The sequence below is a fragment of the Kitasatospora sp. NPDC034533 genome, assembly GCF_055575155.1.
Genome location: NZ_JBVITE010000041.1, coordinates 1 through 23,571 on the forward strand (window position 1 = coordinate 1; position 23,571 = coordinate 23,571).

Genomic DNA, 23,571 nt, shown 5'->3' on the forward strand with positions numbered 1-23,571 from the left:
GCCGGACAGAACAACTTGAGGACAGCCCAGCAGGGCGTCAGTCAGTGGCTGAGCCACGACCACCGGAACCTGAGTATCAGCATCAATGTCAGTGGCGGGTGCGAGGATGCCGGCATGACCGAGGAGACGGTGCTCGACCCCGACGTGCTGCGCGAAGCCCAGGAGCTGGCCCGCGAGCTGATCCGGTGCGGCTTCCGGGAGCCGGACGAGATAGCCGAGTCCCTGGCCGAGGTCCTCGACGGCCGGGGGCTCACCGAGGAGGAGGCGGAGCGGATCGTCGCTCCGCTGTGGACCGAGCGGCTGGCCGAGCAGGCGGCGTGGCCGGAGACCACCGACGTGGACCGGCTGGCGGACGCCTTCGACGCGCTGGAGGACCAGGGCATCGTCGCGGCGATGGACTTCACCTGCTGCGCGGGCTGCGGCTACGCCGAGATCGGCGGTGAGGCCGGGGAGGATTCGGTCGGTTTCGTCTTCTTCCACCAGCAGGACACCGAGGCGGCGGCCGCCGGGCGCGGACTGATGCTGCGCTACGGCGGGTTCCGGGCCGGCGCCGAGGCGGCGGAGGTGTCGGAGCGCCGGACGGTGGAGGTCGGGCGGGCGGTGGTCGCGGCGTTGGCCGCGGTCGGTCTTCCGGCGGAGTGGGACGGCTCGCCCCACACGGCGATCCGGGTCGCCCCGCTGGAGTGGCTCAACCGTCTGCCGGGCTGACGCCGACGGCCCCCGGCCGCAGCCCGGTGGCGCCCGGGTCACGGGCGCCGGGTGCCCGGGTACCCGGGTGCCGGAGGCTCGTGCCGTGCGCGCCGGTCACCGGCCCGCGCACGCACCGCGGAGGCACCCCGGCGTCAGTCGGCGATGTTCCCCAGGCCGCCGAACCCGGTACCGGCGCCGCCGCCCGAGCCGTCCCCCGGCCCCCACAGCGACGAGGTGCAGCGCTGGTAGGTCGCGTGCCAGTGCGGCCAGTTGCGGGCCACGTCGTCGTCGCACTCGGCCAGCAGCCGCTCGACCAGGTCGGGCTCCACCCCCTCCAGCAGCCAGGCCAGCGCGTCCGGCAGGCCCGGGCCGTCGGCCAGGCGCAGCAGGTCCAGCAGCTCGCCCAGCCCGCCGAGCCGGGAGCCGTCCGTGAGCACCCGCTCCATCCGGGGCAGCAGCTGCCGCTCCTCGATCCGCAGGTGGGTCTCCAGCCGGGCCGCCAGGTCCTCCATCGCGTACGCGACCGGCCAGGCGCTGCCGGCGTCCCGGCTGGCGATCCGCACCAGGGTGGTGACCCGGGTGAACGAGTGGTCGAGGTTGTGGTGGTCGTCCTCCAGCCAGTTGAGCAGCAGCCGGAGCTCGGGCGCGAAGCGGCGCACGATCGGCCAGAGCCGGCTGTCCTGCTGCTCGTGGTGGCAGGTGAGCATCGCGGTCATGAAGTTCCAGTGCCGCAGCAGCGCCTCGCCCTGGTGGTCCTCGCCGGGCTGGAGCAGCCGCAGCGCGGTGGGCAGCCGGGCGAGGTCCCGGCGCATCGCGGCGTGCACCAGGCGCAGCCCGGCGAACCGCAGGGTGGCCGGCTCCTCCGCCACGGTCCGCCCGTACGCGTCCGCGCCCTGGGCGTCGGCTGCGGGCTGGTCCTGCGCGGGCACGGTGGGGGCGGGCAGGGAAACCAGGTGGATGGGCATGGCACTCTCTTCACGGCTTGGGGCACGGCGGGTGGCGGCGGCCGGTCGAGGACCGCCCCAGCCAAGGTGCTCGCAGTCGATCAGAAGCGAATCAATGTCCGATTGACGCGCAGGTCACGGGCCTGCGGACGGTCGGCCGACGGGCCCTACGGCGGCCGTCGGAGGCCCGTGGACCACCCGCCCCGGAAAGCCGGAACCGCCGGCGCGGGAAGCGTGGAACGCCTCCGGCACCGACGGTTCGGGTGTGGCCTCGGGGAAGGGGGCCCAGGCGCGCCCCCGGCCCGGGCGCGCCCCCGGCCCCGGCGGGTGCCTCAGTCGCTGGCCGGCCCCGCCAGGTGGGCGGTCAGCCACACCAGGGTGTCCGGGATCATCTTCTTGAAGTCCGAGGTCAGGTGCTTGCCGCCGGGCTGCTCGTGGTACTCCAGGCTCACCGGCGGCACCGCCTTCTCCACCCAGCTCTTGACCACCTTGGTCTCGTACGGGTTGGCGCCGCCCGCGGTGACCAGCATGCTCACGTCGGCCTTGCCCTGGGCGACCAGCAGGTCGGGGTTGTTGGCGGCCTTCTCGGCGTCGTGGCCCTTCCACAGCAGCGAGTCCGGTATGAAGTAGCCGTCGATCGGGACGGCCGCCTTGTAGACCTGCGGGTACTGGAGGGCGAGCTTGGCGCTGCAGAAGCCGCCGGTGGAGGCGCCCATCACGCCCCAGCCGTCCCGGCCCTTCACGGTGCGGAAGTTGGCGCGCACGAAGTCGGGGATGTCCTCGGCCATCCAGGTCGCCATCTTCGGCTGGCCCGGTATGTCGGAGCAGTCCAGCGCGTTCTTCTCGTCGCTGTTGAAGTTCTGCACCGGCATGATCATGATGAACGGGTGGGACTTGCCCTCCTTGACCAGCCTCGCGTTCTCCTCCTGGATCGGCAGCTGGTTGTCGGTCCAGGTGTTGTAGCCGTTGCTCTGGCCGCCCGCGAAGAGGGTGAGCACCGGGAAGCCGGTCTTGGCGAACTTGGGGTCGTTGTACTCGGGCGGCAGCCAGACCCAGACCTTGCCGGAGACGCCGGACTTCGCGCCGGTGACGGTGGTCAGCATGATCGGTCCGGCGGCGGTGTCCCGGACCTTGGACAGGTTGGCGGCGGGCCCGGTGGGCATCAGCACCTTTCCGGCGGCGGTCGGGGTCGCGCTGCCGGTCGCGGACGGGGTGGCGCCGGTGGCGGACGGGCTGCCCGCGGAGCTGCTGCTCCCGGCCGGGGTGTTCGCGGCGACGTGTTCCTTCCCACCGCCGGAACTCCCGCAGGCCGCGAGCGAGGCGGCCAGGGCGAGCACGGCGGCGCCGGACAGGACGGCGCGGGAACGGGACGACTGCCTAAGCACGGTGAGGACTCTCCGACCGATGACGCACCCGGTCCGTCTGACCGGGCGGCGGCCCCCCGGTGGGGCCGGACAGGCCCGGGGGCACAGCGCTGGTGCGACCCCCGGGAATGATGGCGCGCCGCCCTCGCGGGGGCGCGCGTTCCTGCGATCTTATGACGTGGACCGGGGCGGGCCGGTTGCGCGGCGGCCACCGGAAATCCAATGTTTGTTCGCGATCAGGTAAAAGCCTTCACCGCTCCCGCCGTTCGGCGGGGGCCGGTCGGCGGGGGGCGCCGCCGGGTGTCTGCCGGACCGTCCGGATTTTGGATGCTTTGACCAGTGACGGCGGCCCTCCGATCCGCGACGATCACTCCGGGCGCGACCGGAACGGCCGTCGAGGCCGGAACAGTCATCGAGGAGGGTGTCATGAACCAGCGGATCGCCGTCGTCACCGGGGCCGGGAGCGGCGTCGGGCGGGCCGTGGCGGTGGAACTGGCCGCGGCCGGCTGGCGGACGGTGCTGGCCGGCCGACGGCCCGGGCCGCTGCACGAGACCGCCCGGCTCTGCGCGGCCCGGGGCGGAGCCGCCCCGGGCGAAGCCACCCGGTCGGAGGCCGCCCCGGCAGGGGCAACCCCGGCCGACGTGGTGCCGACCGACGTCACCGACCCGGCGGCGGTGGACGCGCTGTTCGCCGCGGTCGCCGAACGCCACGGCCGGGTGGACCTGCTGTTCAACAACGCCGGCGCCTTCGGCCCGGCCGTCCCCGTGGAGGAGCTGGCGGTCGAGGACTGGCGGGCGGTGGTCGACCTCAACCTGACCGGCGCCTTCCTCTGCGCCCGGGCCGCCTTCCGGCAGATGAAGGCCCAGGACCCGCGGGGCGGCCGGATCATCAACAACGGCTCGATCTCCGCGCACGTCCCGCGCCCGCACTCGATCGCCTACACCGCGACCAAGCACGCCGTCACCGGCCTGACCAAGTCGCTCTCCCTGGACGGCCGCCCGTACCGGATCGCCTGCGGTCAGATCGACATCGGCAACGCGGCGACCGACCTGACGGCGGCGATCGGTGCGGGCGCCCGGCAGGCGGACGGCCGGATCGTCCCCGAGCCGACCATGGACGTGGCCGACGTGGCGCGCACCGTGCGGCACATGGCCGGGCTGCCGTTGGAGGCCAACGTGCAGTTCGCCACCGTGATGGCGACGGCGATGCCGTACATCGGCCGGGGGTAGCCGGCCGGTCCGCCGCCGTGCGGCCCGGCGGGGACCGGTACCGGGGATAACCCCGGCCCGCCGCCGCGACCCGGGAGGACCCCGGTCGGCCGCCGCCGACCGGGGTCCCCCGGGAATCCATGGGCCGGACAAGGCCGGACCCGGCCCGACCGGCCCGATCCGGCTGGACAAGGACCCGACCCGACCGAACCCGGCCGCCTGCGACCGGTTCCGGCCTGTTCCGGCCTGTTCCGGCCGCCTACGGCCGCCAGGTGTCGTTCAGCGTGACCACCCCGCCCGAGGTCACCGTGGCCGTCCGGTTCGCCCCGGACTCCCAGGTCACCGCTCCCCCGGCGTCCTTGCGGACGTACTTGTACTGGAAGGACGTCCCGCCCGGCAGCGACAGCGCCAGCGACCAGACCGGGTAACCGGCCGAGGAGAGCGGCAGCGCCTTGGCCGGGTCCCAGCCGCCGAGCGCCGCGATGTCGCCGACCACGTAGATGTTCTGCCCGACCGTGGTGGTGGCGTTGACGTTGAACGAGGCGCCGGAGACGCTCGTGCCGGACGGGACGTACAGCGCGACCGCGTCGCCCGCGCCGACCGTCGCGGTGAACTGCCCGTTGGCGCCCACCTGGTACGTCGGGCCGGTGCAGCCGCCGCCCGCCTGCGGGTCGCCGTGCTGGACGTCGCAGTAGGTGCCGGCCAGCAGCCCGGTCTGGAAGGTCCGGGTGATCGCGCCGCTCTCGTGGTTGATCGCGACGTACCCCTTGTCACCGCGGCCGAAGGCGATCGCGTTGTTGCCGTTGGACCACCAGTTCGTCACTCCGGTGCCCGCCACCGCGTTGCGGAAGCCGACCATGTTGGCGACCTGCCGCCAGGCGTGGGTGCAGTTCCACCCGTCCTGGTAGCAGGCCTTGACGGTGCCGCCGTTCGGCGGGCCGTCGTCCTTGTTGGTGAAGGAGTAGCCGGAGTAGACGTTGGGGGACCCGTACGGCGAGGCCAGCAGGAAGACGTTGGCCAGCGTGTAGGTGTTGCCGTAGGTGTAGTTGAGGGTGGAGCCGTTGCGCTCGGTGTCCCAGTTGTCGAGGAAGGTGCGCACCTGCCCGCTCGGCAGGTAGCCCCAGGAGGCGCCCCAGCCGCTGAGGTTGGCGAGCTTGTCGGTGGTGAACATCCGCTTCAGGTCGGTACCGACCCGGAACTCGTCCACGTCGCCGGTGCCGGTGTACTCGGTGGGCTGGATCGGCTCGCCGGCGCCGTAGATGACCTCCTGCACCCAGTAGGCCTTGGGGTTGGCCATCCTGGCCTTGATCGCGGCCAGGTCGGCGGCGGCGATGTGCTTGGCGGCGTCGATCCGGTAGCCGTCGACGCCGAGCGAGGCCAGGTCGTCCAGGTAGTGGGCGATGGTGGTCTGGACGTACGCGCTGCCAGTGTCCAGGTCGGCGAGGTCGACCAGTTCGCAGTTCTGGACGTTGCCCCGGTCCTGGTAGTTGCTGATCGCCTGGCGGCAGGAGTGGAAGTCCTGGTTCTGGTACGTGCCGGGGTAGTCGTACTTGGTGTACGTGGTGCCGCCGGTGCCGGTGCCGGAGCCCGCCGACATGTGGTTGACCACCGCGTCGGCGATCACCTTGACCCCGGCCGCGTGGCAGGTGGCGACCATGTTCTTGAAGGACGTGCGGTCGCCGAGGCGCCCGGCTATCCGGTAGCTGACCGGCTGGTACGAGGTCCACCACTGGGCGCCCTGGATGTGCTCCTGCGGCGGGGAGACCTCCACGAAACCGTAGCCCTTGGGGCCGAGGGTGGAGGTGCAGGCCTGGGCGACGGAGTCGAAGCGCCACTCGAAGAGGGTGGCGGTGACGTCCTTGCCGTTGTCGGCGGGAGGGGCGGCCTGGGCGGCGGGGGCGCCGAGGGAGGTGCCGAGCGAGAGCGCGAGCGCCGCCGAGGCGGCGAGCGCCCCGGCGGCGCGGGCGCGGCGGCGGATGGGCCTGGGGGTCCCCCCGGCCGACGGCCGGGGGAAGGTGGGGGCGGTGGTGACCACGTCGTCTCCTGAGGGTGGCTGGGGTGGGGCAGCCGGAGGGGGCGAAGAAGACTGCATGAAGTTTCTGCAACTTGCCGGAAACTTGCAGCGCCGAACCTAGAGCCGACCGGATGGGCCGTCAAGACTTTGCTCACGTCCGCTTCGTTCACGCCCGCACCGCCCGCGCCCGCTTCGTTCACGCCTGCTCGGCCCGCGCCCGCACCACCCGCGCCCCGCACCGCCCGCACCCCGCACCGCCCGCTCCTCGGCCGTCCGCGCCCAGCGGATGCGACTCCGCACCACCCGCCGCCCCGGTGGCCGAAGACGGCACGACAAGGGCCCGGCAGCCGTGCGGCCGCCGGGCCCCTCACCTGTCCTGGTTCACCGGTCCCTCAGGGGCCGGTCCGGGCTCAGCCGGTCTGGATGGCGGTGTCGTCGATCACGAAGCTGGTCTGGAGCGAGGCGTCCTCGGTGCCGGTGAACTTCAGGGTGACCGTCTGGCCCGCGTAGGACGACAGGTCAAAGGTCCGCTGCTGGTAGCCGGCCGCCGCGTCCAGGTTGGAGTAGGTCTTCAGCGTGGTGCCGTTGACCGCCACCGTCAGCTTGTCGTACGCCGTGGTGGTCGACGTCTCGGCGGTGTCGACGTGCAGCCAGAAGCTCAGCGTCGCCTTGCAGCCCGCCGGGATGGTCACCGTCTGGGACAGCGAGTCCGAGTGGGAGGAGCCGTAGCCGTCCAGCCACGCCTTCCACGAACCGCCGTGGGCCGGCTGGGAGGTGCTGCTGTCCACCACGCCGCTGGACGCCGTCCACGGGGCGGCGCTGCCGGTCTCGAAGCCCGCGTTGCCCAGCAGCTGCGCCGGGGTGCAGCTGCCGCCGCCGGTGGAGACGGTCCAGGTGAAGCTGGTCGAGCCGGTCTTGCCGGCCGAGTCCTTCACCGTGACGGTCACGTTGTAGGTGCCCGCGGTGGAGGCGGTACCGGTGATCGCGCCGGAGGAGGAGATCGACAGGCCGGTGGGCAGGCCGGTCGCGCTGTAGGTCAGCGGGGCGGTGCCGCCGGTGGCGTTGATCTGGAGGTTCACCGCGCCGCCGACGGCGGTGGACTGGTTGCCCGGGTTGGTGACGGTGACGCCGCCCGAGGGCGCCGTACCGACGTTGACGCCGGCCCAGGCGGTGCTGACCGCGGTCAGCTCGGCACTGCCGGCACCGTAGAGGTCGGTGGCGGCCTTCTCCGTCGCGGTGCGCGCCGCGGCGTAGTTGGTGCTGGAGGTCATGTAGGTGGTCAGCGCGCGGTACCAGATGGCCGCGGCCTTGTCCCGGCCGATGCCGCTGACCGAGATGCCGCCCTGGGTCGGCGAGTTGTAGCTGACGCCGTTGATGACCTTGGCGCCGCTGCCCTCGGACAGCAGGTAGAAGAAGTGGTTGGCGACGCCGGACGAGTAGTGGACGTCCTTGTTGCCGACGGTGGAGGACCAGTAGTCGGCCGAGGCGCCGTCCTTGGAGGGCTGGTCCATGTAGCGCAGCGGGGTGCCGTTCCCGTTGATGTCGATCAACTCGCCGATCAGGTAGTCGGGGTTGTCGGTCGGGATGTTGGCGTAGAACTCGACCATGGTGCCGAAGATGTCCGAGGTGGCCTCGTTGAGGCCGCCGGACTCGCCGGAGTAGGTCAGGTTGGCGGTGGCGGCGGTGACGCCGTGGCTCATCTCGTGGCCCGCGACGTCGAGTTCGGTGAGCGGGTGGGTGTTGCCCGAGCCGTCGCCGTACGTCATGCAGAAGCAGGAGTCGTCCCAGAAGGCGTTCACGTAGTTGTTGCCGTAGTGGACGCGGCTGTAGGCGCCGACCCCGTCGTTGCGGATGCCGTTGCGGCCGAAGGTGTTCTTGTAGAAGTCCCAGGTGGCCGCGACGCCGTAGTGGGCGTCGACCGCGGCGGACTCGCCGTTGCTGACGGTGCCGTCGCCCCAGGTGTCGGTGGACTTGCTGTACAGGGTGCCGGTGCCCGAGGTCCCGTGGTTCAGGTTGGTGGTGTACATCCCACCGCGGGCGCCGTCCTTCAGCTGGTAGGTCGACCCCGACTGGGTGGTGCCGATGGTGACGTTGCCGACGAAGACGCCCTTGCCGGAGCCGGTCTCGATGCCGTCCCACTGCTGGATGACCTGGCCGCTGGTGGCGTCGGTGACCACGTGCATCTTGCTCGGGGTGCCGTCGGACTTGGTGGAGGAGACGACGGTCTCCCAGGCGAGCCGCGGGTTGTTGTCGGAGGCCCAGACCACCAGGCGCGGCGCGGTGTCCACGGCGGTGCCCGACTCGGCGGCGAGCGCGGCCGACTGGGCGGCCGGCGCGGCCAGCTTCGGCGTGGTGCTCACGCCGTTCAGGGAGGCGGTGCTGGCCCGGTCGACGCTCTTGGTGGCACCGGTGGGCGCCTGGTGGACCACGAGGTCCCCGCCCAGGACCGGCAGGCCGTTGAGGGTGCGCTCGTACCGCAGGTGGCGGGTGCCGTCCGCGTCCTGGATGACGTCCTTGGTGACCAGCTTCTCCTCGCCGCTCAGCCCGAGGCTCTGGGCGATGGCGGTGGTCTGCTGGTTCGCGGTGGAGATCAGCTGGGCGCGGGTCGCCTGCTGGGCGGCGACGACGGTCGGCGCGTCCGGAGTGGCCGCCTGCGCGATCACCGGTATGCCGGTGACCAGCAGCGCGGTGGAGGCGGCCATGACAACCGCCGCCTTCCGGGCGTGAGCGTAACGGGACATGCGGACTCCTTTTCCGACCGGCGCCGGGTCGCGCCGGTGGAGAGAAAACCTGGGCCGCGGGGTCGCGGCGCAGTGGGGGCCCCCGCCGGGTACGACGGGGGTGCGGATGCGGTGCTCACAACTCGTTGCAGGGTCGGGACGCGCTGCACCTGAACTGGACCGACTGCACCGGGGGGTGGGGCCCCCTCGTCTACAGCCGGGGGAATCGTGGCAGCAAACCAGCCGTTAATGACAGATGCATGCCACGGATTGGCCGATTCATTACCGAAACCGTATGCACGACGGAACGTCAGTTGTGTTACCCCACTGCGAACTCGTGAACACGGTTTTCATGCCTGGTGCAAAGTTCGATCACTACCGGCGGTCGGTGACCAGCACTCAGGGCCGTCACCCGCACCGCCGGGCGGCCGGCGACGCCCGGCAGGCCCGGCACCTCACAGTTCCGGCCGTGCCACCGGAGCTTTCCGGCCATTGTGCGTCCGGAGCGGAACCGGGACGGCCCGGGCTCCGTCCCATCGGATCGTGGTCCGGAGCCCGGGCGTCGCCCGGTGCGCGCGTCAGCGCTGGACGAACACCGCCACGGTGCGGCCCGGCACGGTGAAGGTGCCGGTCGCGGCGTCGAAGCCGGAGCGCTTCACCACCTGGTCCGCGCCGCCCGCCTGGACGGGGTGCAGCGTCTGACCGGTGCCCTTCAGCGCCGGTACGGTCTGCGCCTGCGCCGTGGGCGTGGCGTTGAAGACCACCGTGACGCCCTTCTCCGCCCCCGCCAGCCCGGTGCCGTCCAGGTGCAGGGTGATCACTCCCGGGGTCTCGCCGGCCGTGCCGGAGAGCGGATAGGACAGCCGCTGCTGGACGGCGTCCAGGGTCGGCAGCGAGAACAGCGGCGAGGACCGCTTGATCCGCAGGAACTCCTGGTACTGGCCCGAGGCCGCCCGGATGTCGGCCGCGCCGACCGTCAGCGCCGGATCGCCCAGCAGGGACCGCGCGATCGGCCACAGCTCCTGGTTGTCCTTGGCCGGCGGCAGGCCGCGGCCCCAGCCGTTGCCGTCGGCGGCGTCCCAGTGGATCGCGTTGAACCAGTCCCCCGAGTCGTAGGAGTTGGAGTCGAGCGACTTCGAGCGCAGCAGGTCGCTGCCGGCCTGGGCGAAGCCCGCGCCCTGGGTGAGCGCGGTCAGCGAGAGCCCGAACGCCTGCATCCGGGCCCGGTCGGCGGGCGGGGTCCCGGTCGGCAGCTTGTACGCGAGCGCGTCGAAGAGGTCGGTGTTGTCGTGGGCGTCCACGTACTCCACCGCCTCGCCGGGCCTGGCCGCGTACCCGGTCGGGGCGCCGTTGTAGTCGACCTGGGCGCCGGTGACGGGCTTTCCGGAGCTGTCGGTGAAGGAGTAGCCGGCCAGGTTGCCGGTCAGCCCGACCTTCACCTGGTCCATCTGGTGCAGCAGCCGCGCCTTCTGCTCCTCCGGGCTGCCGTTGGCGGGCGAGCCGTTCGGGTCGGTGTACAGGCCCGAGGCGAAGCCCTGCTGCGGCGCGGAGTTCAGCATGAAGTTCCCGCCGCGGGCGGCGTCCCGGATCCGGTCGTCGAAGGTGGCGATGCCGGTGCCGGCCATGTTGACCTGGGTGGCCTGCTCGAACCGGGCGTTGCCGGCGACCACGCCGAAGTTCCAGCCCTCGCCGTACAGGAAGACGTTCTTGCCGTCCACGCCGTCCGAGGCCGGCGTCATTTTCCGCAGCGCGGCCTGCACGTCCAGCATGGTGGACTTCGGGTCCAGGCCCATCAGGTCGAAGCGGAAGCCGTCGACCTTGTACTCACGGGCCCACAGCGTCACCGAGTCGACCACCAGCCGGTTCATCATGGCGTGCTCGGGCGCCGTGTCGGCGCAGCAACTGTCCGTCGTCACCTTCCCGTTGGCGTCCAGCCGCTGGTAGTAGCCGGGCACCACCCGGTCCAGCACCGAGTGGTCGGCCTGGCCGCTGGCGGCGGTGTGGTTGTAGACCACGTCCAGCACCACCCGCAGCCCGGCCGCGTGCATCGCCTGCACCATCCGCCGGAACTGCACCGTCCGGGCGGTGCCCTGGGGATCGGTGGCGTAGGAGCCCTCCGGCACGTTGTAGTGCAGCGGGTCGTAGCCCCAGTTGTACGCGTCGTCGGCGGCCACGGCCGCCACGCACTCCTGCTGCTCCGGGCCGTTCGGGGGCAGCGACTTGAGGTCGCAGGCGGGCAGCTTCCGGTCCGCCCGGTTCTCCCGGATGGTGGCGATGTCGAAGGTCGGCAGCAGGTGCACCGTGGTCACCCCGGCCGCGGCCAGCTCGCGCAGGTGCCGCATGCCGGCCGAGTCGGACTCGGTGAACGCCAGGTAGGTGCCGCGCTCGGCGGCCGGAACGGTGGAGTCCTCGACCGAGAAGTCCCGGACGTGCAGCTCCTGGATCTGCTGGCGCGCTGGCGGGACGGCCTGCGGGCGGGCGTGGTCGTCCCAGCCCTCGGGCTTGAGCCCCTTGGCGTCGAGGTCGGCGACCAGGCTGCGCCCGGAGTCGGCGGAGAGCGCCACCGAGTACGGGTCGGTGACGGTGTTGACCACCAGCTGCTGGGTCGAGGGGGCCCAGACCTTCACCTGGTACAGGTAGTACTTGCCGTCCAACTCCCGCTTGTCGCGGACGACTTCCCACACCCCGGTCTCGTCGTCCCGCTTCAGCGGCAGCGTCCTGGGGGTGCCCCCGGTGGCGCCGTCGAAGACCTGGACGGAGACCTCCTGCGCGGTCGGCGCCCAGAGCGACAGCGCCACCTTGCCGTTGTAGTAGGCCGGTCCGAAGTCGACCTTGCCGGTCTTCCCGGCGTACAGGTCGTCGAGCGCGCCCGGGATCTGGACCCCGGTGGCGGCCAGTACCGCGCCGCTGGGCAGGTGTTCGGTGAACAGCAGCTGCCCGCGCAGCGCGGCCGGGACGCGGGCGGTGTCCCGCGGGTCCACGGTGAAGGCCCGGTACCCGGCCAGGTGCGGGTACTTGGCCTTCTGCGCCTCGGTCAGCCCGCCCTTGACCGGGGTGAGCCGCAGCCACCGGCCGGGCTTGGTCAGCGCGCCCCGGTCGGCGCGGATGCCGCCCTCGGGGTCGTACACCAGCTGGGCGCTGGTGCCGCCGGCCAGGGCCTCGTCGCCCGCGCCGTAGTTCGCCGGGACGACGACGGTGCGCGCGTCGATCCACTGGGCCTTGGCGCCGGTGAGGTCCACCTGCGAGGAGGCCGCCGGGTTCTGCGGCAGCAGGTAGCCCTCGCGTCCGCCGAGCACCCAGACCTCCTTGCCGTTGACGGCGAAGTCCAGCGACTGGTCGGCGGGCAGGTCCTTGTCGTCACCCCTGTGCAGGATGTAGCTGAGGCTGGTCGCGCCGGGCGCCAGCGGCACCTCGAAGACGGCGCCGAAGGCGTCGCGGCGCACCGGCATCAGCGGCTTGCCCCAGTCGGTGGGGGCGGCGGCGCCGGTCCAGTCGTGCAGGCCCCAGCCGTCGTAGTCGCCGTCGGCCCGGTTGTAGTGGATGACGGCCGTGTTCGCCGGCTGGCTGTTCGGCGGTCCCGGGTTCGCGGTGCGCACCGCCGGATCGCCCTGCCTGAGCCACACCTCGCCGGTGCTGCCGACGTCGAGGTGCCGGTCGGCGTCGACGTCCTTGGCGCCGTCCTTCTCCACCACGAACCCGACGTCCGAGGCGCCGGGCTTGAGCCGCACGTACGCGAAGGCGCCGTACGCGTCCCGGCCGGTGAAGGGGTGCCCGGCCGGCCACTGGGTGCCCTCGCCGTCGGCGAGGTCGCCCCAGGCGTAGAGGTTCCAGCCGTCGTAGTCGCCGTCCGGCCGGTTGTAGTGGACGACGGCGTACGGGCGGGAGCCCGCGGTGGGCACGGGATCGGGCGCCGGGGTGCCCGTGGTGAAGCTCGCGGTGGCGGAGCGCAGGTGGCCGCCGGAGTCCTGCACCACGGCCTTGTAGCGGACGACCGTGCCGGGGGCGACGGCGGACAGGTCCTGGGTGACGGCGTACTTCCCGGTGTCGGCGGTGCCCAGCGTCCGCCACGGCCCGTTGCCGACCTGGGCGGCGAAGCTGACCCGGTTGAAACCGTTGAAACCGTTGAAACCGCCGTCCGTCTCGGCGCCCACCGTCACCAGCCCGGTGGATCCGTCCGCCGGCGGCCGCACCGTGAGCCGCGGCGCGGCCGCGACCGGGGCGAGCCTGCCGCCGGCCTTGAACACCACGGAGGAGAGCGCCGGCACGGTGAGCGTCACCTTGCGGTCGGCGCCGCTGGTGAGCCGCGAATCCGCCGCGGGGTAGATCCGGTCGAAGCCCATCCCCGCCGAGAAGGTGTCCAGCGTGACGGTCTTCGCCTCGGTGGCGTTGTTGACCGCCACCAGGTACTCGACCTGCTGCGCCGCGTCGATCCGGGAGAAGGCGTACACGCCCGCGCCGTCGGCGGCGTACCGCTCGATCTGGGCGCCGTCGGCCAGCGCCGGGTTGTCCCGGCGCAGCTTGGCCAGCCCGGCGACGCCCTGGTAGAGCTCGCCGCCCTGCCCGTACCGGTCGGCCGGGCCGGAGGGGCCGCCGAGCACCCGGTCGCTGTTGTAGGAGGCCGTCTTGGAGGCGAACAGGTCCTGCCGGGCGTCCTTGTCGCCGCCCGCGCCGGTGAAGCCCTGTTCGTCGCCGTAGTAGACGACGGGCTGGCCGCGGGTGAGGAACTGGAGCTCGCTCGCCAGCCGGTCCTTCTTCACCAGGGTCGCGTCGTCGGCGCCCGGGTTGTCGGCCAGCAGGAAGGAGCCGAAGCGGCCCATGTCGTGGTTGCCGAGGAAGGTCGGCAGCTCGTACGCGTCGGTGTCGGCGCTGGTGTAGCGGTAGTCCTGGGCGTAGACGTCGGCGAGGTTCCTGGCCGAGCCGCCCTGCGAGACGTAGGAGCGGGCGGCGCCCTGGAACGGGAAGTCCAGGGTGGCCTGGAGCTTGCCCTTGGTGACGTACGGCGAGGTGACCGCCGGGTCGCCGGAGTAGACCTCGCCGAACATGAAGAACTTCTTGTTGCCCTGCTTGGCGGCGAAGTCCTTGAGCGCGGGCGCCCACTGCTGCCAGAACGCCATGTCGACGTGCTTGACGGTGTCGATCCGGAAGCCGTCCACGCCGGTGTCCTTGACCCACTGCTGGTAGACCTTCTCGAAGCCCTTCACCACCTTGGGGTTCTGGGTGTCGAGGTCGTCCAGGCCGCTGAAGTCGCCCTCGGTGGCGGACTCGCCGGCGAAGGTCGAGTCGCCCCGGTTGTGGTACAGCGCGGGGTCGTTGAGCCACTCCGGGCTCTTGGCCTTGGCGTCGGCCGGGGTGCGCAGGACCGGGGTGTAGGGGAAGGAGTCCTTGGTGATCTTCGGCCAGGGGGCGCCGGCGTCGGCGACAGCGGTCTCGTCCACCGGGTTCCCGTCCGCGTCGAGCGTCGGGTAGGCGCCGGTCGAGCGGTACCCGTACTGCTGCTCGGCGTAGTCGATGACGTCGGCGGTGTGGTTGGTGATGACGTCGAAGAAGACCTTGATGCCGCGGGCGTGGGCCTTGGCGATCAGCTCCTTGAGCTGCTCGTTGGTGCCGAAGTGCGGGTCGACCTGGGTGAAGTCGGTGATCCAGTACCCGTGGTAGCCGGCCGAGGCGTCGGCTCCGCCGCCCTGGACCGGCTTGTTCCTGAAGATCGGGGCCATCCAGATCGCGGTGGTGCCGAGGCCCTGGATGTAGTCGAGCCGGTTGATCAGCCCGGCCAGGTCGCCGCCGTGGTAGAAGCCCTTGTCGGCGGGGTCGAAGCCGTTCTCCAGCCGTCCACCGACGATGCCACCGGTGTCGTTGGCGGTGTCGCCGTTGGCGAAACGGTCCGGCAGGACGAAGTAGAACTGCTCGCGGGTGAGGTCGTGCCGCCCGGCGGTGGCCGCCAGCGCGGCGTCCGAGGGCGGGGCCGGCGGGGCGGCGGCGAGGGCCGCGGGGGTGCCGCCGAGGGTGGCGGCGGTGAGGGCGGCGGCCAGCAGGACGGCCGTGCGACCCGGTGGTCTGCGGCGGCCGGTGGATCGTCTGGCGGTGCTCCGTCGGGGACGGAGCGGGGCGTCGGCCACTGAGGGCTCCCTTAGGGGAAGGGGCGAACGATTTCCCAGGAAGCTAGCGGCCTGCAATATGTTTCAGCAAGATGCAGAAACCGTTCCGTTGTCGGGAAGTTCCAGGTGGGCGACGGCCCCCGATCGCCTTCGACCGTTCCGCGAGCACCCCGATTACTCCGTTGGAGCGACGGGCGTGACAATGGGAGCTATGTCCGTCCCACCGGTACCTACCGAACGCCAGAACGACCCCTACCCCGGTGGGAGCCGGCCCGTAGCCCTCAAGGGGGACAGCCGGTGAAGAATCCACTTCCAGAGGATGAGCAGGCGGCTACGAGCCGTCTGGCAGACTTGCCACCCATGGGGGAACCGACCGAGATCCAGCGAGGCGGCGCGCGGCGCGCCGACGCGGCCAGCGGTGGCGGTTCCGGAGCAGCGACGGCCTTCCCCGGCCGCCTGCCCGACGGAGCCACCCGTGCCGCCCAGACCCGTACCGCCGCCCTGCGCGGCCACGTGCGCGCCCAGCGCCGATCGCCGGCCCGGCCGCGGATCTGGTTCGAACTGGCACTGATCGGGATCAGCTACTGGATCTACTCGATCGTCCGGAACGCCGTTCCGGAACAGGAAGCGATAGCCCAGAAGCACACGAGCTGGATCTGGAAGCTGGAGCAGCACCTCGGCATCGCCGTCGAGCGCTCGATCAACCACGCCGTGGACGGCGTCGGGTGGCTCATCACGGGGATGAACTACTACTACGCGACGCTGCACTTCGTCATCACGATCGGCGTGCTGGTCTGGCTCTACCGCCGCCACCCCGGGCGCTACGTCGCGGCCCGCACCGTGCTGTTCGTCACCACCGGGATCGCCCTGGTCGGCTTCTACTTCTTCCCGCTGGCCCCGCCCCGGCTGATGACCGACGGCGGCTTCATCGACACCGTGAAGGCCCACGGCACCTGGGGCTCGATGGCCTCCGGCCCGGCCGCGCACGTCTCCAACCAGTACGCGGCGATGCCCTCGATGCACATCGGCTGGTCCACGTGGTGCGGCCTGGCGATCTTCTTCCTGGCCCGCCGGACCTGGGTCCGGGTGCTCGGCCTGCTCTACCCGGTCGCCACCCTGGTGGTCATCGTCTCCACCGCCAACCACTTCTGGATGGACGCCCTCGGCGGCCTGCTCTGCCTCGCGCTGGGCTTCCTCGCCGCCCGCTGGCTGTACCACGAGTGGGCCTACCGGCTGCCCCGGGTGCCCGCCCGGGAGACGGCGGCCGAGCAGCCGGTCACCGTCCCGGAGCAGTGGAGCGAGCCCGCGGTCAGCACCGCGCGCCGCTGACGGGAACCCGCCGGCGAGCACGTCCGGGAAGACGAGAACCTCCGGAAAGGGGCCCCGACCCAGGGGCCCCTTCCGCGTACCGGCCCCCGCGGTCAGTCGGCGCCGTAGAACAGCCGGTCCACCACCACCCGGGCCCGCCGGGTGGTCCGCCGGTAGTCGTCCAGCAGCTCGCCGCTGTGCCCGGAGCCGTACCCCAGGTAGCGGGCCACCCCGGCCAGCTCCCGGGCCTCCCCCGGGAAGCTGTCCCCCGGCCGCCCGCGCACCAGCATCACCGCCGCCCGCACCCGCGAGGCCAGCACCCACGCCGTGTCCAGCACCTCGGCGTCCTCCGGCCGCACCAGCCCGGCCGCCACGGCCGCGGCCAGCGCCGCCCTGGTCCGGGTGGTGCGCAGGGCCGGCACCTCGTGCCCGTACCGGAGCTGGAGCAGCTGCACCGTCCACTCCACGTCCGCGAGCCCGCCCCGGCCGATCTTGGTGTGGGTGGTCGGGTCCGCCCCGCGCGGCAGCCGTTCGGCCTCGATCCGCGCCTTGATCCGGCGGATCTCCACCAGGTCCCGCTCCGGCACCCCGGTGCCCGGGTAGCGCAGCGGGTCGATCAGCTGCCGGAACCGCGCGCCCAGCTCGGCGTCCCCCGCCACCGGCTCGGCCCGCAGCAGCGCCTGGCTCTCCCAGGCGTGCGACCAGCGCCGGTAGTACGCCGCGTACGAGGCGAGGGTGCGCACCAGCGGGCCGCTGCGCCCCTCGGGCCGAAGGTCGGCGTCGACCAGCAGCGGCGGCTCGGTGGAGGGCGCGCCCAGCCGGGTGCGCAGCTCGTTGCAGACCGCCTGCGCGGCCCGCGCCGCCTCCTCCTCCAGCGAGCCGAGCAGCGGCTCGTGCACGAAGAGCACGTCGGCGTCCGAGCCGTAGCCCAGTTCGTGACCGCCGAAGCGGCCCATCGCGATCACCGCGAGCCGGGTCGGCAGGTCCCCGTGCTCGGCCTCCCAGCCGGCCACGCAGGCCCGCAGCGCGCCCTGGAGGGTGGCGGCGTTGATCGCGGTGAGCGCCTCCCCCGCGGCGTCCAGCGCCTCGGCAGGGTCCTCCCCGAACCGCCCGAGCACGTCCGCGGCGGCGGTGCGGAACAGCTCCCGGCGCCGCACCGAGCGGGCGGCCGCCACCGCGGCGGCCGTGGAGCCGGCCCGGCCCACGGCGGCCAGCACCTCCCCCTCCAGGGCGGCCCGCCCGCGCGGTTCCAGGCCCTGAGGGTCGCCCAGCATGGCCACCGCCTCGGGCGCGCGCAGCAGCAGGTCGGGGGCGAGCCGGCCGGCCGACAGCACCCGGGCCAGCTGCTCGGCGGCGGCGCTCTCGTCCCGCAGCAGCCGCAGGTACCAGGGGGTGCGGCCGAGTGCGTCGGAGACCTGGCGGAAGTTGAGCAGCCCGGCATCCGGGTCGGCCGACTCGGCGAACCAGCCCAGCAGCACCGGCAGCAGGGTGCGCTGGATCGCGGCCTTGCGGCTCACCCCGGAGGCGAGCGCGCTGATGTGCCGCAGCGCGGCGGCCGGGTCCGTGTAGCCGAGCGCCTCCAGCCTGGCCCGGGCCGCCTCCGGGGTCAGCCCGGCGGCGCCCGGCGGCAGTTCGGCGACGGCGTCGAGCAGCGGCCGGTAGAACAGCTTCTCGTGCAGCCGCCGGACCTCCATCGCGTGGCGCTTCCACTCGCGTTGCAGCGCGGCCACCGGATCGGCGCGGGTGTCGTCGTTGATCAGCGGGGCCAGCGAACGGGCCAGCCGGCGCAGGTCCTCGGCCCCGGTCGGCATCAGATGGGTGCGGCGCAGCCGGTACAGCTGGATGCGGTGCTCCAACGAGCGCAGGAAGCGGTACGCGGTGTCCAGCGAGGCGGCGTCCGCCCGGCCCACGTACCCGCCCCGGGAGAGCGCGGCCAGCGCCTCCAGGGTGTTGCCGCTGCGCAACGCCGGGTCGGTGCGGCCGTGCACCAGCTGGAGCAGCTGGACGGAGAACTCGACGTCGCGCAGGCCGCCCGGGCCCAGCTTGAGCTGGCGGTCCAGCTCGGTGGCCGGGATGGAGTCGATCACCCGGCGGCGCATCTGCTGCACGTCGGCGACGAAGTTCTCCCGGGCGGCGGCCTGCCAGACCAGCGGGGCGAGCGCCTCGACGTACGCGGCGCCGAGCTCGGCGTCCCCGGCGACCGCGCGGGCCTTGAGCAGCGCCTGGAACTCCCAGGTCTTGGCCCAGCGCTGGTAGTAGGCGAGGTGGCTGGCCAGGGTGCGCACCAGCGGGCCGTTGCGGCCCTCGGGGCGCAGGTTGGCGTCCACCGGCCAGATGGTGCCCTCGCCGGTGGTGTCGGCGCACAGCCGGGTGAGGGCGGCGGCCAGCCGGGTGGCGGCCCTTATCGCCGTCTGCTCGGCCACGCCCTCGCGCGGCTCGGCGACGAAGACCACGTCCACGTCCGAGACGTAGTTGAGCTCGCGCCCACCGCACTTGCCCATGCCGATCACCGCGAGCCGGCAGGCCTCGGCGGACTCCGGGTCCTGCTCGACGGCGATGTCCAGGGCGGTCTGGAGGGTGGCGCCGGCCAGGTCGGCGAGTTCGGCGGCGGTCTGCGCGAGGTCGGTGGTGCCGGTGAGGTCGCGGGCGGCGATGGCGAGCAGGCAGCGGCGGTAGGCGACGCGCAAGGCGTTCGCCGGCCCGAGGGCGCCGTCCCGCACGCCCTCGGCGAGGGCGTGGCGGAAGTCCTCCGGGCCGGGGTGCATGTCGCGCAGCTCGAAGGTGACCAGCACGTGCCAGTCGTGCGGGTGCCGGGCCAGGTGGTCGCCGAGCGCGGCGGAGACGCCGAGCACACCGAGCAGCCGGTCGCGCAGCGGCTTGGAGGTGGTGAGGGTGTCGCGCAGGGCGTGCCGGTCGACCTCGTCGGCGGCCTCCAGCAGCCGGGCCAGGCCGAGCAGCGCGAGGTCCGGGTCGGCGGTGGCGCCGAGCGCGTCCAACAGCACCGGGTCGTCGGCCAGGCCCGCCAGCCCGGGGCCCTCCAGCAGCCGCACCGCCCGCGCGGGGTCGCTGAACCCGCGCCGGACCAGCCGGTTCTCCGGCCTGCTGACCCGACTCCCGGCCCGCTGCTCCTCCACCGCCACCAGCCCCTCCGTCCGTCCGTTGGGTGGCCCGTCCTCGAACTGCCACCCCCGGGGCGCACGACGCGAGTTCGGCGACGGGCCCTGGTTCGGCGACAGGCCCTAGCAGGTTACGCGCCCGGGGGCCCACCCCGCCGGAGCGGGCGGAGCGCCCCCCGGGCGCGGCGTGGCGTGTCGGCTTGCCCGGCGGCTCGACGGCGCGGTGGAGTACGCATGGCAGGCCGGGGCGGCTCCCGTCCCGGCTCCGCGGCCCTCCCCCGCACTCCCGCCCGAAGGGACGACCCATGGCGACCGAGCACCCGGCCGAGTGGAGGGCCCCGCGCCGACACCCCCTGCGGATCGCCGTCGGCGCCCTGGGCGACCTGCTGTTCACCGTCGGTGTGCTGCTCGCCCTGCTGGTCGTCCACTCGCTGTGGTGGACGAACCTCGTGGCCGACCGGCACGCGCACCTCTCCGCCGAGCGGCTGCGCCAGTCCTGGTCGGTCCCGGCGGGCCCACCGGCCGGCGCCGGCGCACCGACCGCCGCCGCCCCGCCCCCGTTCGATCCGGGCGAGGCCGTCGGTTTCCTCCACGTCCCGGCCCTGGGCGCCGGCTACCAGGTGCTGATCAAGGTCGGCACCGACGCGGACACCCTCGCGGACGGGGTCGCCGGGGCCTACACGGCGCCGTACCGCTCGGCCATGCCCTGGGAGGCCGAGGGCAACGTCGCCCTGGCCGCCCACCGCGACGGCCACGGCGCGAAGTTCCACGACCTGGACCGGCTGAAGCGCGGCGACCCGGTGGTCGTCGAGACCCGGGACCGCTGGTACGTCTACCGCGTCGACGCCACGCTGCCCGAGACCGCCAAGGACGACACCGGCGTCATCGCCCCGGTGCCGGTCGGCTCCCCGTACCGCGGGCCGGGCCGCTACATCACGCTGACGACCTGCACGCCGGTCTACACCTCGCTGTACCGGATGGCCGTCTGGGGCAGCCTGGTCCGGGAGGAGCCGATGGACCAGGGCCGCACGCCACCCGCCGAACTGCGCTGAACGGCGGGGCGGACCAACGCCTGACGGGCGGTGCGCTCCGTGCGCACCGCCCGTCGGTCACTCGACTGCGTCGGTCAGGCCCGGCGCCGGCCGAGCCGCATGGCCACCGCGCCCGCCGCGAGGAACGCCCCCGAGAGGCCGAGCAGGGCCGGCGAGGTCTCGCTGCCCGTCTCGGCGAGCTCCCCGTGGTGCCCGCCGTGCTCCTCCGCGTGGCCGCCCTGGTGGCCCTCGCCACCCTCGTGGCCGCCGCCGCCCTCGTGGCCCCCGCCGCCCTGGCCGCCCGGGTAGCCGTGGTGGTGCTCCCCGTACTTGGCGTTGTTGACGTTGGAGTTCGAGTTCGAGTTCGAGTTGGAGAAGTTGTTGGTCTGCGAGGCCGACTGGTTGTTGGTCGCCGTGTTCGTCGCGGAGTTGTTCGCGCTGGCGGTGGCGCTGTTGTTCGCGCTGTTGTCGATGTTGTTGTAGATGGTGTTCTGGACGTTGACCGTCACGTTGACGTTCTGGTTCTGGTTCTGGGACTGGTTCTCGGACTGGTTGCCGCCCCCACCGCCGTTCCCACCATTGCCGCCATTGCCGCCGTTGCCGCCGTTGCCGCCGTTCCCGCCGTTCCCGCCGTTCCCGCCGTTCCCGCCGTTCCCGCCGCCACCACCGTTGCCGCCGCCGTTGCCGCCACCGCCGTGTCCGCCGCAGGGGGAGCAGGGGCACTCGTGGTGGTGGTGGTGGCACTTCTTGCCGGTGAGGGACGCCGACATCTCGTTCAGCTGGCTCAGCTCGTCGAGCATCCCGAACATCGACTCGTGGCCCGCGCCCCGGCCGCGCTCGCCGTCGTCCTCGCCCGCCTCGTCCTGCTCGGTGCCCTCCTCGGCCTGCTCCTCCGCGTCGCCCGGCTCGGCCGTGGCGACGGCCGGTCCCTGGGCGGCCGGCGCCTGCGCGGCCGGCGCCTGCGCGGCGGGCGCCGGGTCGGCGGCCGGGGCCTGGGCGGGGGCCACGGCCGGTGCCTGCGCCACAGCCGGGGCTTCGACGGCCGCCGGGGCCTTGGCCGCGGCCGGGGCCTGCGCGGCGGCCGGCGCCCGGTCGGCGGCCGGGGCCTGGGCGACGGCCGCGGGCGCGCCGCCCGTGGCCGTCTTGGCGCCGTCCGTCCCGTAGGACTGACGGAACACCAGCTTGGACGCGAGGGACTCGCGGTTGTCGGTGTTCCAGTTGTGGGTGGTGGTGCCGCTGCCCTCCGCGGCCAGACGGAGGAGCCCGTCGACCCACTCACCCTGGGCCGCCGCCGGTGTGGCGGCTGTGTGGTGGTCGGCGGAGGGCGTGGCGTAGGCCGCGGCGCCGGCACCCCACACGAGGGCGGCCGACGTCAGTCCGGACAGGGCCAGGGTGGTGATTCGAGTACGCATGACACTCCAGGATGATCCGCAAAACGGATCTTCTGCATACGCCTCCTCGTCACGCCGCCACGGCTCGCAGCGCTGCAGAGTAACCTCATTGGCTCAACGGATTAACGTGCGTGGGGTACACCGCCCGCGCGGCCCAAACCGCTTGACGAACCGTCAGAGGACCTGGAGGTTCTTGCGCAGTTCGAAGGGCGTCACCTCGGAGCGGTACTCCTCCCACTCGTGCTTCTTGTTGCGCAGGAAGAAGTCGAAGACGTGCTCGCCGAGGGTCTCGGCGACCAGTTCGCTGCGCTGCATCAGGTCGATGGCCTCGCCGAGGTTCTGCGGCATCGGCTGGATGCCGAGGGCGCGGCGCTCGGAGTCGGACAGCGCCCACACGTCGTCGTCGGCGCCCGGCGGGAGCTCGTAGCCCTCCTCGATGCCCTTGAGACCGGCCGCGAGGGTCACGGCGTAGGCGAGGTAGGGGTTGCAGCCGGTGTCCAGGGAGCGGATCTCGATCCGGGTGGAGCCCTGCTTGCCCGGCTTGTACATCGGCACCCGGATCAGCGCCGAACGGTTGTTGTGGCCCCAGCAGATGTACGATGGCGCCTCGCCGCCGGCGCCCGCGGTGCGCTGGGAGCCGCCCCAGATCCGCTTGTAGGAGTTCACCCACTGGTTGGTGACGGCGGCGGTCTCGGCGGCGTGCTTCAGCAGGCCGGCGATGAAGGACCTGCCGACCTTGGAGAGCTGGTACTCGGCGCCGGACTCGTGGAAGGCGTTGCGGTCGCCCTCGAACAGCGAGACATGGGTGTGCATGCCGCTGCCGGGGTGCTCGGAGAAGGGCTTGGGCATGAAGCTCGCGTGCACGCCCTGCTCCAGCGCCACCTCCTTCATGACCAGGCGGAAGGTCATGATGTTGTCGGCGGTGGACAGCGCGTCGGCGTAGCGCAGGTCGATCTCCTGCTGGCCCGGGGCGCCCTCGTGGTGCGAGAACTCGACCGAGATGCCCATCGACTCCAGCATGGTGATCGCCTGCCGGCGGAAGTCGTGGCCGACCCCGCGCGGGGTGTGGTCGAAGTAGCCGGACTGGTCGGCGGGGATCGGCGGGGTGCCGTCGCCGGGCAGGTTCTTCAGCAGGAAGAACTCGATCTCGGGATGGGTGTAGAAGGTGAAGCCCTGCTCCGAGGCCTTCTCCAGGGTGCGCTTGAGCACGAACCGGGGGTCGGCGAAGGAGGGCGAGCCGTCCGGCATCAGGATGTCGCAGAACATCCGGGCGGTGCCCGGGGTCTCCGAGCGCCACGGCAGGATCTGGAAGGTGGTCGGGTCCGGCTTGGCGATCATGTCGGACTCGTACACCCGGGCGAAGCCCTCGATCGCGGAGCCGTCGAAGCCGATGCCCTCCTCGAACGCCTGTTCAAGCTCTGCCGGTGCCACCGCGACGGACTTCAGGAACCCGAGCACGTCGGTGAACCACAGTCGGACGAACCGGATGTCACGCTCTTCGAGCGTCCGAAGCACGAACTGCTGCTGCTTGCCCATGGGGACAGTCTCACCTCTGCTCTTTACGCTCGTGTTACGCGCCGGAGGTCGCGGAAAGACCTCGTAAAGCGTCGCCCCCATCATGGCCGATCCCCGCCCGGCACGGCAGTGCGGACCCCCTCGCCCGATTCCGCCCGGGACATCGCGTCAGTT

General features: G+C 72.7%; 12 protein-coding genes. 4 read left to right on the forward strand and 8 right to left on the reverse strand.

Going from position 1 to position 23,571, the window contains the following annotated elements:
- Positions 1–114 precede the first annotated feature (114 nt).
- On the forward strand, positions 115–708 hold the full coding sequence (locus tag ACZ55U_RS25300; RefSeq protein WP_465529217.1) for a DUF6891 domain-containing protein: 594 nt from the start codon (positions 115–117) through the stop codon (positions 706–708).
- Positions 709–842: 134 nt separating this feature from the next.
- Here ACZ55U_RS25300 and ACZ55U_RS25305 read toward each other — a convergent pair whose 3' ends face one another.
- Together ACZ55U_RS25305 and ACZ55U_RS25310 are read right to left on the reverse strand one after the other, a co-directional pair.
- On the reverse strand, positions 843–1,655 hold the full coding sequence (locus ACZ55U_RS25305; protein WP_465529219.1) for a hemerythrin domain-containing protein: 813 nt from the start codon (positions 1,653–1,655) through the stop codon (positions 843–845).
- Between the two features lie 311 nt (positions 1,656–1,966).
- Positions 1,967–3,019: an alpha/beta hydrolase gene (locus ACZ55U_RS25310; RefSeq protein WP_465529221.1), complete on the reverse strand. Its 1,053-nt coding sequence runs from the start codon at positions 3,017–3,019 to the stop codon at positions 1,967–1,969.
- Between the two features lie 405 nt (positions 3,020–3,424).
- Between ACZ55U_RS25310 and ACZ55U_RS25315 the strand changes: the two genes are divergently transcribed.
- Positions 3,425–4,228, forward strand: coding sequence for an SDR family oxidoreductase (locus ACZ55U_RS25315; protein ID WP_465529223.1), 804 nt, complete (start codon positions 3,425–3,427; stop codon positions 4,226–4,228).
- A 238-nt stretch (positions 4,229–4,466) separates the two neighbouring features.
- Here ACZ55U_RS25315 and ACZ55U_RS25320 read toward each other — a convergent pair whose 3' ends face one another.
- From ACZ55U_RS25320 to pulA, 3 genes are all read right to left on the reverse strand, one after another.
- A complete protein-coding gene (locus ACZ55U_RS25320) occupies positions 4,467–6,185 on the reverse strand; it encodes a carbohydrate-binding module family 20 domain-containing protein (protein ID WP_465529346.1) in 1,719 nt (572 codons plus the stop codon).
- A gap of 446 nt (positions 6,186–6,631) precedes the next feature.
- On the reverse strand, positions 6,632–8,962 hold the full coding sequence (locus tag ACZ55U_RS25325; RefSeq protein ID WP_465529225.1) for a M4 family metallopeptidase: 2,331 nt from the start codon (positions 8,960–8,962) through the stop codon (positions 6,632–6,634).
- A 557-nt stretch (positions 8,963–9,519) separates the two neighbouring features.
- On the reverse strand, positions 9,520–15,057 hold the full coding sequence (gene pulA, locus ACZ55U_RS25330) for a pullulanase-type alpha-1,6-glucosidase (protein ID WP_465529227.1): 5,538 nt from the start codon (positions 15,055–15,057) through the stop codon (positions 9,520–9,522).
- Positions 15,058–15,396: 339 nt separating this feature from the next.
- Here pulA and ACZ55U_RS25335 point away from each other — a divergent pair, with 339 nt between their 5' ends.
- Positions 15,397–16,365, forward strand: a complete 969-nt coding sequence (locus tag ACZ55U_RS25335) for a phosphatase PAP2 family protein (protein WP_465529229.1) — start codon at positions 15,397–15,399, stop codon at positions 16,363–16,365.
- A gap of 92 nt (positions 16,366–16,457) precedes the next feature.
- Here ACZ55U_RS25335 and ACZ55U_RS25340 read toward each other — a convergent pair whose 3' ends face one another.
- A complete protein-coding gene (locus ACZ55U_RS25340) occupies positions 16,458–19,484 on the reverse strand; it encodes a bifunctional [glutamine synthetase] adenylyltransferase/[glutamine synthetase]-adenylyl-L-tyrosine phosphorylase (RefSeq protein WP_465529231.1) in 3,027 nt (1,008 codons plus the stop codon).
- 281 nt (positions 19,485–19,765) lie between these two features.
- Here ACZ55U_RS25340 and ACZ55U_RS25345 point away from each other — a divergent pair, with 281 nt between their 5' ends.
- Positions 19,766–20,512: a class E sortase gene (locus ACZ55U_RS25345; RefSeq protein ID WP_465529233.1), complete on the forward strand. Its 747-nt coding sequence runs from the start codon at positions 19,766–19,768 to the stop codon at positions 20,510–20,512.
- A 74-nt stretch (positions 20,513–20,586) separates the two neighbouring features.
- Here ACZ55U_RS25345 and ACZ55U_RS25350 read toward each other — a convergent pair whose 3' ends face one another.
- The gene (locus ACZ55U_RS25350) at positions 20,587–21,903 is read right to left on the reverse strand and encodes a hypothetical protein (RefSeq protein ID WP_465529235.1); all 1,317 of its coding nucleotides are present in this window, start codon (positions 21,901–21,903) and stop codon (positions 20,587–20,589) included.
- Positions 21,904–22,056: 153 nt separating this feature from the next.
- The gene (locus ACZ55U_RS25355) at positions 22,057–23,418 is read right to left on the reverse strand and encodes a glutamine synthetase family protein (RefSeq protein WP_465529237.1); all 1,362 of its coding nucleotides are present in this window, start codon (positions 23,416–23,418) and stop codon (positions 22,057–22,059) included.
- Positions 23,419–23,571 lie beyond the last annotated feature (153 nt).